The 12,711-nt window shown below is 50.3% G+C and carries 9 protein-coding genes; 5 read left to right on the forward strand and 4 right to left on the reverse strand.

Annotated features, from left to right (window positions below):
• Positions 1 to 18: 18 nt before the first annotated feature.
• Together A596_RS13605 and A596_RS13610 are read right to left on the reverse strand one after the other, a co-directional pair.
• Positions 19 to 1,557, reverse strand: coding sequence for an ammonium transporter (locus A596_RS13605; RefSeq protein ID WP_268745690.1), 1,539 nt, complete (start codon positions 1,555 to 1,557; stop codon positions 19 to 21).
• Between the two features lie 67 nt (positions 1,558 to 1,624).
• Positions 1,625 to 1,963 (reverse strand): P-II family nitrogen regulator, encoded by a 339-nt coding sequence (locus A596_RS13610; protein WP_039915770.1) that lies wholly within the window; start codon positions 1,961 to 1,963, stop codon positions 1,625 to 1,627.
• A 423-nt stretch (positions 1,964 to 2,386) separates the two neighbouring features.
• On the opposite strand from A596_RS13610, the gene A596_RS13615 reads away from it, so the two are divergent.
• A complete protein-coding gene (locus tag A596_RS13615; RefSeq protein ID WP_039915771.1) occupies positions 2,387 to 2,611 on the forward strand; it encodes an accessory factor UbiK family protein in 225 nt (74 codons plus the stop codon).
• Positions 2,612 to 2,707: 96 nt separating this feature from the next.
• Positions 2,708 to 4,216, forward strand: a complete 1,509-nt coding sequence (locus tag A596_RS13620) for a YifB family Mg chelatase-like AAA ATPase (RefSeq protein WP_039915772.1) — start codon at positions 2,708 to 2,710, stop codon at positions 4,214 to 4,216.
• Positions 4,217 to 4,228: 12 nt separating this feature from the next.
• Here the strand turns inward: A596_RS13620 and A596_RS13625 are convergent, their stop codons facing one another.
• Complete coding sequence (locus A596_RS13625) at positions 4,229 to 5,938, reverse strand: EAL domain-containing protein (protein WP_039915773.1); 1,710 nt, start codon at positions 5,936 to 5,938, stop codon at positions 4,229 to 4,231.
• A gap of 234 nt (positions 5,939 to 6,172) precedes the next feature.
• Here A596_RS13625 and rep point away from each other — a divergent pair, with 234 nt between their 5' ends.
• Positions 6,173 to 8,191: a DNA helicase Rep gene (rep, locus tag A596_RS13630; protein ID WP_039915774.1), complete on the forward strand. Its 2,019-nt coding sequence runs from the start codon at positions 6,173 to 6,175 to the stop codon at positions 8,189 to 8,191.
• Between the two features lie 185 nt (positions 8,192 to 8,376).
• Here rep and A596_RS13635 read toward each other — a convergent pair whose 3' ends face one another.
• Positions 8,377 to 8,775 (reverse strand): c-type cytochrome, encoded by a 399-nt coding sequence (locus A596_RS13635; RefSeq protein WP_039916202.1) that lies wholly within the window; start codon positions 8,773 to 8,775, stop codon positions 8,377 to 8,379.
• Positions 8,776 to 9,034: 259 nt separating this feature from the next.
• Between A596_RS13635 and prsK the strand changes: the two genes are divergently transcribed.
• The gene (gene prsK / locus A596_RS13640; protein ID WP_039915775.1) at positions 9,035 to 11,083 is read left to right on the forward strand and encodes an XrtA/PEP-CTERM system histidine kinase PrsK; all 2,049 of its coding nucleotides are present in this window, start codon (positions 9,035 to 9,037) and stop codon (positions 11,081 to 11,083) included.
• A 9-nt stretch (positions 11,084 to 11,092) separates the two neighbouring features.
• A complete protein-coding gene (prsR, locus tag A596_RS13645; protein WP_039915776.1) occupies positions 11,093 to 12,484 on the forward strand; it encodes a PEP-CTERM-box response regulator transcription factor in 1,392 nt (463 codons plus the stop codon).
• Positions 12,485 to 12,711: the final 227 nt, after the last annotated feature.

A 12,711-nucleotide genomic window follows, 5' to 3' on the forward strand; every position in this document is an offset into this window, starting at 1 on the left:
CACAAAGCGCCAGGGGAATTACATGTGGTAGCCACGCTCGCCGTGTTCGGCAGTATCCAGGCCTTCGGTCTCAACTTCTTCAGTTACACGCAGACCGATCACGACATCGACCAGTTTGAACGCGATGAAAGACACTACACCCGACCATACGATGGTGATCAATACACCTTTGGTTTGGATCCAGGTTTGTGCGCCGATGCCCGCGAAGCCCCAGGTTCCGGCGACGTAGTCATATACACCGGTACCACCCAGGTCAGGACTGTTGAATACGCCAGTCAGGATCGCACCAACGATACCACCCACACAGTGAACACCGAATACGTCGAGGGAGTCGTCATAACCCAACCAGGCTTTCAACTTCAGAACCGCCAGCATACAGATCAGACCACCCGCTACACCGATCACCAGTGCACCCATTGGACCTACCCAACCACATGCCGGAGTAATCGCAACCAGACCGGCAATAGCACCTGAAGCAGCCCCCAACATTGTTGGCTTGCCACGAACCAGCCACTCACCGAAGGTCCAGGCCAATACGGCAGCAGCAGTTGCCAGGAAGGTGTTGATGAATACTTGTGCAGCGAAGGCGTTAGCTTCAAGGTTTGAACCCACGTTGAAGCCGAACCAACCTACCCACAGAATCGCCGCACCGACCATAGTGAACGGAACATTGTGTGGCGCCAGAGACGCATTACCGAAACCTTTACGTTTGCCAATCAACAAGCAACCCACCAGACCAGCGATACCGGCGTTGATGTGAACTACAGTACCACCGGCGAAATCCAGCGCCCCCAATTGGAAGATATAACCAGCACCAGCAGTTGCTTCAGCCGCTGCTTCAGCAGTGGTGTAAGCATCAGGACCTGCCCAGAACCACACCATGTGTGCGATTGGCAAGTAAGCAAAAGTGAACCACAACACCGCAAATACCAGCACTGCAGAGAACTTCATACGCTCGGCAAAGGCACCCACGATCAAGCAGGGAGTCAGCGCAGCAAACGTCATTTGGAAAGCAGCGTACATATATTCAGGGATATAAATACCCTTGCTGAACGTTGCCGCTGGCAGCAGGTTACCGGCGGCATCAAGCATATCTTTCAGGAACAGGCGATCAAACCCGCCGAAGAAGGCACTGCCCGAGGTGAATGCCAATGAGTATCCGTAAATCGCCCAGAGCACGGCGATCAAACAGAAGGTCACGAACACCTGCATGGACAATGACAGAATGTTTTTGGCGCGAACCATACCACCGTAGAACAGCGCAAGGCCCGGCAGTACCATGAAAATAACCAGCAGGGTAGCGGTCAACATCCAGGCGATGTCGCCTTTTTCAAACGTGGCCGCAACGGGAGCGGCAGCTTCTTCTGCAGGAGTGGCAGCGGCTTCAACCGGTGCAGCGGCTTCAGCGGCAGGTTCGGCTACAGCAGCAACCGATGAAACAGCTTCAGCAGCAGGTGCAGCTTCATCCTGTGCCCACACGCCACTGGCGGGAAGTATCAACGCTGCCAACAAGGCCAGCGGAGCGAGCTTGACGCCCATACGAAATAGTTTATTCACGAAAGTATTCTCCTGAGGTGATTTGTCTGATGCCAGCAGCCATGCATAGCTGGTCGCTTGTTATCGTTTAAAGAGCTTCGTTACCTGTCTCTCCGGTACGGATGCGTACCACTTGCTCCAGATCGGAAACAAAAATCTTGCCGTCGCCGATCTTGCTGCTATTGGCCGCTTTGGTGATGGCCTCGACCACAACATCGGTCTGGGCATCAGAAACGGCTATTTCCACTTTGGTTTTAGGCAAAAAATCCACCACGTACTCTGCACCACGGTAGAGTTCGGAGTGGCCTTTCTGACGACCAAAGCCTTTTACTTCAGTTACGGTCATACCGTGAACGCCTATGTCGGAGAGGGCTTCACGCACCACATCCAGCTTGAACGGCTTGATGATCGCTGTTACCAATTTCATTGTTCGCACTCCTGAAAAAATCCCCGCACCAGGCGGTGCGGGAAACACCGGAAATACTGTCCAGCTGAGGATTGATGGCCAAAAAAACCTTGTTCCAACAACCACTCCAACCGACATCAAGTACTCGCGTAAGATTTTGCACAGAGCAGGCCAATTTCATAAAATCCATTAAAATCAAATAGATAACCCTATTTATTGGCGCGAAAAACAAAAATATCCAAGTTCGAATACAAGTGATGCACCATTTCTGATCAACTGTATAAACCTTAGGCACCAATTATGAACATCGACACTTAAAGCAACCGGAAAGCAATCAGAGAAGCGAGACGAACCTGCGAAGAAGGGTTTCGGATGCGATTAACAGGGGGACGCAGTACACTGCGCGCCGATATAAGATAAAGCGGGCGACCGCAGGAGTGAGGAATGATCAGGAACCTGGCTGAAAAACTGCTGGACGAAATCCAGCAGCACCTTCCCAATGGCGAGCAGCTTATTCCCAAACGCGAGATCCATATTGCCCTGCAAGCAGCACTGGCACGCCTGGATCTGGTGACGCGGGAAGAGTTTGATGCGCAGGCAGCTGTACTGCAACGTACCCGGCAGAAACTCGAACAATTGGAACAACAACTGGAAACGCTGGAGCGCTAAATCACACCCGTCGCATCAAACACTGGTTTGAAGGCGATGGCTGATTTATAGTCCGCCCAACAAAAATTGCTGTTAAAACAACTACAAGGATCGTTTATGTCTCTCGCTATCGTATTTTCGCGCGCCAAACTTGGCATCAATGCCCCGCAAGTCACCGTCGAAGTCCACATCTCCAACGGCCTGCCCGGCCTGTCTATCGTCGGGCTTCCCGAAACAGCGGTGAAGGAGAGTAAAGACCGGGTGCGTAGTGCCATTATCAACAGTCACCTGGAATTTCCCGCCCAACGGATAACCGTAAATCTAGCGCCAGCCGACCTTCCAAAAGAAGGTGGTCGTTATGACTTGCCTATCGCCCTGGGTATTCTTGCAGCCTCCGGTCAAATTCCCCTGGAGCAACTTGAACGCCATGAGTTTTTGGGCGAACTGGCACTTTCGGGCGAACTGCGCCCAATTAGTGCAGCCCTTCCTGCAGCCCTCGCTTGCGGCGACGCCCGGCGTGACTTGATTATTAGCACGGCCAGCGCGGGCGAAGCGGCTTTGAGTAGCATTACGCGCGTCTTTGGTGCACTTAACCTTCTGCAAGTCTGCGCCCATTTGCATCAACGGGAGCTACTAAAACCGGCAGCTCCCGCGCAAGATAGCTTCCTTTCCGCCGAAAATACGTTGGATATCCTCGACGTTAAGGGCCAATCACATGCCAAACGTGCACTAGAGATCGCCGCCAGTGGCAGCCATAATTTATTGTTTTATGGCCCTCCAGGTACAGGTAAAACCATGCTGGCCAGCCGCTTGCCGGGCCTGTTACCCAGCTTAAGCGAGCGGGAAATGCTGGATGTCGCCGCGATATATTCCGTCGCTGCACAAGCCAAGGAATACCAGTGGCGGCAGCGCCCCTTTAGATCCCCCCATCACACTGCGTCCGCAATAGCCTTAGTGGGAGGAGGAACCAATCCAAAGCCGGGAGAAATTTCGCTGGCACATGCCGGTGTGCTTTTTTTAGATGAGTTACCGGAGTTTTCACGGCAAGTATTGGAAGTGCTGCGTGAGCCATTGGAGAGCGGCGAAGTGCGAATTTCCCGCGCTCGCAACCAGGCGTGCTTTCCGGCACGGTTTCAACTGATCGCGGCGATGAATCCGTGTCCCTGCGGCTACCACGGCAGTGATGCCAATCGCTGTCGCTGTACTCCAGACCAGGTAAGACGCTATCGCAATAAAATTTCCGGCCCCCTTTTGGATCGCATTGATATGCACGTTCCTGTCAGGGCATTACGACAAGGCGAGTTACAAAGCAAAACCCTGGGCGATGGAACAGCAACGATTCGCGCGCGGGTGGAGCAAGCCCGTGCACGCCAGTTGCAGCGGCAAGGCAAAGCCAATAACCAACTCAGCGCCCCCGAATTGGAACAGTATTGCGAATTAACAAACAGCGATAAAAATTTACTCGAACAAGCAATTAATAAATTGGGGTTATCAACGCGTGCGTATCATCGAGTATTAAAATTGGCACGTACGCTGGCAGATATGGGGGGGCGCGAAACAGTAAATACCGTAGATATTACCGAAGCCTTAAGTTACCGGACGCTGGATCGCCAACCCGGCAATTAGCAAGCAGTACAATTAATTGAGTTGCTGGCGCGCTGCCGACTCTTGCAGCCAATTCATAATTTCAATATAGGATTTGGGCGCGGAAAAATAATGTCCCTGCATTAAATCGCAGCCCCTTTCCTTCAACCAATCTTTTTGTTCTTTGGTTTCCACGCCTTCCGCAACAACCAATTTCCCAAGGTTGTGCGCAAGGGTGATCATCGCTGACACCAAGCGTTTATCGGTGTGGCTACGGTTTAATTCCTGCAAAAAATTCAAATCGATTTTTACCGTGCTAATCGGCAATCGTTGTAAATGTAAAAGCGATGAATTACCCGCACCAAAACTATCGAGCAAAAAATTGATTCCAAAAAATGACAGCGGACGCATACACAAGGAAACCAGTTCGATATTTTCAGCAAACACCGTTTCGGTAATTTCAAATTCAATATCGCCTGGCTGGATATCGCTGTCTGCAAAAATGCGCGCGACTTCGTGCACCAGATTGTCATCTTTAAATTGGCGCACGGACAAATTAATGGCCATCATCAACGGTCCGTCCCAAAATGCCTGCAAATTTTTTACATCATTACAAGCCTGGCGAATGGCCCAATATCCAATCGCTGTGAGTATGCCGGTTTCTTCCGCCGTCGCGATAAAATCATCTGCATCCAATAAGCCTACACCAGGTTTATCCCAGCGCAGTAGCGCTTCAAGAGCAATGACTTTACCCGTAGAAACTTCAACGCGCGGAATATAGTGCAATACAAATTGCTGTTTTTTTAGCGCTGCGCGCAAATCGGATTCCAAACGCAATTGCCGCCGTACATCCTGGTTCATCATTTCGGTAAAGAAACGGTAATTACTATTGTGATCTTGTTTGGCTTTATACATCGCCATATCAGCATGTTTAAGCAAGGTATCGGCATCGCGCCCCGCTTGTGGATAAATAGCGATGCCGATACTGCAACCTACAACCACTTCATGCCCGTTAATATCCGCCGGCATTTCAATGGCGCGAATGACTTTTTCAGCGATATGCGCAACATCAGTATTGTTGGCAATTTTTTGCAGCAATAACGTAAATTCATCGCCGCCCATGCGCGCCACTGAGTCGCTGCGACGCAAACATGCGTTTAGACGTTCAGCGCAAATACGAATAATGGCATCGCCGGCATCGTGGCCAAAATTATCGTTAACTTGTTTGAAGCCGTTAAGGTCGATAAACATCAACGTAAAGCTGGTGTTATCGCGCTCGGCTAAATTGATGGCGTGCTCGAGACGGTCGCGGAATAAAATGCGGTTGGGCACATCGGTAAGCGGATCATAATGCGCAAGGCGCGAAAGATGTTGCTCGGTTTGTTTACGTTCAATCGCGTAGCGAATTGCACGCTCCAACAACAAATGATCGATTTGGCCCTTAATTAAATAATCCGCAGCGCCAGCGCGAATCGCTTCGCGATCTACTTCGGTTTCCATTTCATCAGTCATTACTACAATCGGGGTCTGGCAGGCTTGCACGCGCGCGGCATTTAATAAATCGCGCGCACTGGCGTTGCCCCAGTAATAATCCAGCAAAGCAACATCAAATTCCTGCGAGAGAATTTTATTAAGCGCTGATTCCAGTTGGTTGCACCATACCAATTCATATTCGACGTGGCGAATGTGGGACAAAATCTCGGCGATGAGCAGGTACTCGCCTTGCTCACGGTCGATAAACAACACTTTTATCTTCTTGTCCATCGCTTACCGTCTCTTCCCGTCATCCAGCCAGAGGTGGTTTTAGCACCCGATTTTTAGCCCCATTGATAATCATGGTAGCAGCCAGTTGGCGCAAACTATACGTTTACTTATATAACAATTAACCGCTACAAACCCGCAATTTTCATTCTGTGGTTATAGTCGGTGAAATCGCGATTGCAAGGTCATCGCGGCTTGTTAGAATGCTCGCCCGATGTTTTCCCCAGGCAATTTGCTGTGACCCAACTCAACCCCCGCCAGAAAGAAGCCGTGCTCTATATCGATGGCCCCTGCCTGGTGCTGGCGGGTGCCGGCAGCGGTAAAACCAGCGTAATTACCCGTAAAATCGCTTATTTAATCGAAAAGTGTGACATACCGGCGCGCCACATCGCCGCCCTCACCTTCACCAACAAAGCCGCCCGCGAGATGAAAGAGCGCGCCAGCAAGCTGGTGAAAGGCAGCGCGTCCCGCGGCTTAACGGTTTCCACCTTCCATAACCTCGGCTTGAATATTATCCGCCGTGAACACAAGGCGCTCGGCTTCAAGCCCGGTTTTTCCATCTTCGATTCTGAAGATGCCCGCTCCTTGCTCAAAGAATTAATGCTGAAAGACGGTGATCTGGACAGCGACCATCTGGATCTGGTCCAACACCAGATTTCCAACTGGAAAAATGATCTGGTTAGTCCCGAGCGCGCCTTGGGTATGGCGCAAAGCCAGGGCGAACAGACCATCGCCATGATTTACCTGCGTTACAACCAGGCGTTGCGCGCCTACAACGCGGTGGACTTTGATGATCTGATCCTGATTCCGGTGGAATTGTTCCAGACCAACCCCGAAGTTCTCACCCGCTGGCAGAAAAAGATCCGCTATTTGCTGGTAGATGAGTACCAGGATACCAACTCCAGCCAGTATTTATTGGTGCAGCTCATTGTTGGCAATCGCGGCGCATTGACGGTGGTGGGTGATGACGATCAATCCATTTACGCCTGGCGCGGTGCCCGTCCTGAAAACATGGGGCTGCTCAAGCAGGATTACCCGAGTTTGCGCGTCATCAAACTGGAGCAGAACTACCGCTCGACCAGTCGCATCCTGCGCGTTGCCAACCATTTAATCGCCAACAATCCCCACGAATATGACAAGGCGCTATGGAGTGAAATGGGTTTGGGCGACCCTATCCGCGTGATCCGCTGTAAAAATGAAGAGGCGGAAGCCGAACGCATCGCCACCGAAATCATTACCCAGCGCCTGCGCAAGCAATACAAATTCCGCGATTTCGCTGTGCTTTATCGCGGCAATCACCAGGCGCGTTTACTGGAGATGAAACTCCAGCACCATCAAATCCCGTACAAGATGAGTGGTGGTTCGTCATTTTTTGCCAAGACCGAAATCAAGGACGTCATGGCTTATTTGCGCCTGATCGTTAATCCGGATGATGACAGTGCATTTTTGCGCGTGATCAATACGCCGCGTCGCCAAATTGGCACCAGCACCCTCGAAGCCCTGGGCAATTACGCGAGCGAACGCAATATCAGCTTATTCGCCGCTCTGGATGAGATCGGCCTGCAAAGTCGCATTCCGGAAAAAAACCTGGAGCGAATCCAGCGTTTTGCGCATTGGGTTAAACAGGTTGCGCGCAATTGCACGGGCGAAAGTCCGGTAAATGCCATCCGCGAAATGCTCAACGACATCGATTACGAAGGCTGGCTGCACCAGAACTCCAACACCCCCAAAGCGGCGGAAAAACGCATGGAGAATGTGTTTTATCTGGTGGAGTCGCTACAAAAAACCCTGGATAAAACCGAATTCGACGATGAAGAAGACGATACGCGAATGGAAGACGCCATCGCCAAACTGGTATTGCGCGATTTAATGGAACGGCAAGAAGAAGAGGACACCGGTGATCAAGTGCAACTGATGACTTTGCATGCCTCCAAGGGCCTGGAATTTCCCCATGTATTTATGGTGGGCATGGAGGAGGATTTACTGCCGCATCGCAACAGTATTGAAGACAACAACATTGAAGAAGAGCGCCGCCTTGCTTATGTAGGTATCACCCGTGCGCAACGCACGCTATCAATGACCCTTGCGGGCAAGCGTAAACAATTTGGTGAAATGAGCGAAACCACCCCCAGCCGTTTTCTGGATGAGTTACCACCGGAAGATGTGGAATGGGAAGGCTTTGGTGAACAAAGCGAAGCAAAAAATCTCGCCAAAGGTGAAGAAACACTGTCGAGCTTGTTAAACCTATTCGATTAACCCATACGAATATTCATTATCGTATGCCATCCAAAAAATTGTTGTTACTGCACGGCGAGCGGAATACCAACTGGTTGCAGATTACCGGGTTGTAACCGGAAAAACGTTTGCGTGTACTGTTTTTATGAATTGCGATGGTGTTGCAAGCGGGTCTTGCAACCCGCTTTTTTGCCGACGGAAAATGATTATTTACTGCCATCCAGCATGTAATCCACCGCACCTTTAATTTCGTCATCGGTACACGCCGCACACATGCCTTTAGGTGGCATGGAGTTGAAGCCTTTCAAAGCGTGGGTATACAGCGTCTCCTTACCCTTGGCAGCGCGTGGAGCCCAGTCAGCAGCGGTGCCGAATTTTGGCGCACCCATCAAGCCTGCGCTATGACAAGTCGTACAAAAACCACCATAAACATCTTTACCGGATTTTGGACCTGCAGATGCTGCAGGCGCCGGAGCCGCTGCACAAGCCTCACCGGATAAACAAGTGCTTCCAACCGGAGCAGTGCGCGTTTTTACGTCATCTTCAGCGACGGCAGAACCGGCAACCAAACCGGCAACTAACAAAATTCCAAACAGCTTTTTCATGGGGCTCACGGTGGTTTCCTCGAAGGTATTGTCGGGTGACAGAACATGCATCAAAACAACTGTCCGTCATGCCCAGTTTATAAGTGCGTCAGGCGTAAAATTCTGAGGCACATCAAATCGGCGCGCATTATAGCGGCAATAACCCTACAGGCGAAGTGCGTATTCACAGCTTTACAGCGCTTTGTCGCGATTTGACCCCTCGCTATCTGCTGTTATGCTTATCACTCGGTTTCATACCCAATTGGGACTTTCATCCGTTATGGAATATAACAGCGTTACTTTTGTTGCCTATTTCAGTGCCGCCGTAGTGGCTATGCTGCTGACGGCTACGTATTTATTCCAATTGGCCCGCAAGCAAAAAACCTGGATTTTTGCCGGTGCCGCCGCAATGCATACGTTGCAACTCGGTAGCATCTCGCTGTCTTTTTCCGATTATCCCATCCCGCTATATCTACTGATCATCTTCGAATATTTGCACTTTAACGCCTGGGTTTTTTGTATCGGCCTTAGCGTTAAACAAAACACCCGGCGCAAACAGTTGCCCGCTAGCATGCAACTTTTATTCACCGGTGGCTGGCCTATCACCGCGCTGGCAATTGCCATGCTCTTTATCCCGAATATGAACCAGGCGGGCCTTTCGGTGTGGTTTGCATTGAGCTTAGCAGTGATCGCGCTGGTCAGCGTGGAACAGCTGTATCGCTTTGCAGCCGAGAATGATCGCCAAATCAAATTACTGTGCATGAATCTGGCGGCGATATTCCTCTATGACATCTATTTGTTTACCCACGCCCTGATTTTTAAAGGGCTAGACCCGATGCTATGGCAATCGCGCGCCGCCGTGTCTATCGCCACCTGCCTGTTTATGGCATTGGGTGGCTTGCTGCTTCTGCAACGCGCAGAACGCCCCGCCAACTTTAACCTTTCCCGCCCGATTGCTTTCTACACCACCTCGCTGGTAGGTGTCGGAATTTTGATCACCGTACTGTCATTGGGTGGTTATTACGTCCGCTTGTACGGCGGCAACTGGGGGACGGTTTTCTATAGTCTATTGCTAGTAGGCGCAGTACTGCTGATTGCAACCGTCTTTGTTTCCAGCCGCATCCGGATGAGGTTATCGGTACTCATCAATAAACATCTGTTTCGCTATAAATATGATTATCGCAATGAATGGTTGCGCCTTATTAACTACCTCGCCCAACCGGCGGATGCCAGCGAAGTTAACCAACGTGCATTTTTTGCCGTCGCATCAACAACCAGGGCTCCAAGTGGCGCCATCTGGTTGCGCAAACAAGGGTTCTATGAGCCTGTGTATCGCGCCAATCTGCCGAGCTTTGTAGACTTGCAGGAAGAGCCGGTCGACAGCCCTTTCTGCCGCGCGTTTATCGAATCGGAATGGGTTTTTATTCCCGACAATGGCGATAACCAGGCGCTCGGCCAGCACAATGAACTGCTGCCAGGATGGACCCATAACATCCCCGACCTCTGGCTATTGTTCCCATTGATTGTCGGTGAGGAGCTGGTGGGCTTTATGGCGCTGACCAAGCCCGGCGGCGATGAAGCACTGACATGGGAAGATCTCGACCTGCTCAAGACGATGGGCCGCCAGGTTGCCAGCTACTTAAAACGCCACCAACAGGCGGAACAATTGGTAGAAGGACGACAGTTTGATACTTACAACAAACTGGTCGCCTTTATCATTCACGATCTCAACAACCTGATCGCCCAGCAGGCACTGGTAGTCCGCAACGCCGAGAAGCACAAAGGCAACCCGGCATTTATTGAGGATGCTATTAAAACTATCAGCAACTCTGTTGATCGCATGAATAATTTGCTGAAAAAACTGCGCCGGGATGAGTCGGATCTGGTTAAACGCCTATCCATTACTGACGTGGTAACCCAAGCAGTTCAGGAATGCCAGCAACGCAGTAGCCCCAAGCTAACAGCAGAAATTGAAACCACCCAACGCACGATTAATGCTGACCAGGTGCGACTGGTCATGACCATCACCAACTTCATCAAAAATGCCCAGGAAGCCACACCAGACAATGGCCGTGTTCATGTTACACTGCGCATCGAACATCATTGGGCCAAAATCATCATTGAAGATACTGGCTCGGGCATGGATTGGGATTTTATCCACAACCGATTATTCAAACCCTTTGAAACGACCAAATCCGGTAAAGGTATGGGTATCGGCGTCTACCTTTCGCGTGAGTACATTAGCGAATTAAGCGGCACATTGAATGTAGCCAGCGAAGTAGGCGAAGGCACAACTATCATCATTACCCTGCCATTGAATAAGGATTAGCGGGATCGCATGAGCAAATCAACTTCCACCAAACCTATTCTTCTCATTGTTGAGGACGACACCGGATTGCAAAGCCAGTTGCGCTGGCATTTCGATCAATATGAAACGGTCGTCGCCAATAATCGCCAGGATGCTATTGCAGCCCTCAGGCTCCATGAAGCTTCGGTGATTATCCAGGACCTCGGCCTTCCCCCGGACGAAGATGGTGTTGATGAAGGATTCAAGTGCATCCAGGACATCCTCCGCATCGCTCCCAATAGCAAAATAATTGTGATGACCGGAAAAACCGACCGCGATAACGCGCTGCGTGCGGTTGCCATGGGTGCCTATGATTTTTATCAAAAACCGGTAGATCCCAATACGCTGGACTTGATCGTCCAGCGTGCATTCCACATTTTCGATCTGGAAGATTACAACCGTCGCCTGAATATATCGCAACAAGCACCGCTGGAAGGATTGCTTACCAACGATCCGCAAATGTTGAAAATCTGTCGCCAGTTGGAAAAAATCTCACCAACCACAGTCACTTGTACGTTACTTGGCGAAAGCGGAACCGGCAAAGAAGTGATGGCACGGGCAATCCATCAACTCAGCCCACGCAAAAGCAAGCGTTTTGTCGCTATTAACTGTGCTGCGGTACCAGAAAACCTTATTGAGAGTGAACTGTTCGGCTATGAAAAAGGAGCATTTACCGGCGCAAATAAAACCACGCTGGGAAAAGTCGAAACTGCCCATGAAGGCACGTTATTTCTTGATGAAATCGGTGACATGCCCCTCAACTTGCAGGCAAAACTTTTGCGTTTCCTGCAAGAACGGGTTATTGAACGCGTTGGTGGCAGGGCGGAAATTCCTGTTGATGTGCGTGTTATTTGTGCCACCAATAAGAACCTCGAAGCTATGGTTCGCGACGGCAGCTTTCGCGAAGACTTGTTTTACCGTATCTGCGAAATGACAGTGAACATCCCCCCTCTTCGCAACCGACTGGGGGATAAAGTATTGCTGGCGCGCCACTTCAAGCTGCAATTCGCCAAGGAACACAGCCAAAACGTCACGGGTTTTACACCTGATGCCATCGCTGCCATCGAAAATTATGGCTGGCCAGGTAATATCCGCGAAATGGAAAACAAGATAAAACGTGCCGTTATCATGGCTGACGGCAAATATATAACGCGGGAAGATTTAGGCCTGGCAGAGGCGGGAGAACTTTCACTCAATTTACGACATGTTCGCCAGGAGGCAGAGCGAGGCGCCATTTTACGTGCACTAAGCATGACTGATAACAATATTTCAGCCGCAGCAAAGCTTCTGGGAGTTACAAGACCTACTTTTTATGATTTGATTAAGAAGTTCGATATGAACCTTCCCAACGCACACACCCAAAGCGATAACGAAGAACAATAAAATTAGTCTCATAACCTATATAACCAGAAAGAATAAAATGGAGTCCACAAAGAAGAACTGCTCATCACATATTCTCTCGACAAGATCGCGAACTAATAAAAAAGTCGTTTTTTACGTACAAGAAACTAACCGGGAATGCTAAACACATTCAATCATCCCGATTGAAGGGATTCACTGCTTATTGCTATTGGAGCATCGGAAGTAAACATGACAGCGCCATTGATAAA

The sequence above is a fragment of the Cellvibrio mixtus subsp. mixtus J3-8 genome (genome assembly GCF_000766945.1).
Classification (GTDB): Bacteria; Pseudomonadota; Gammaproteobacteria; order Pseudomonadales; family Cellvibrionaceae; genus Cellvibrio; species Cellvibrio mixtus_A.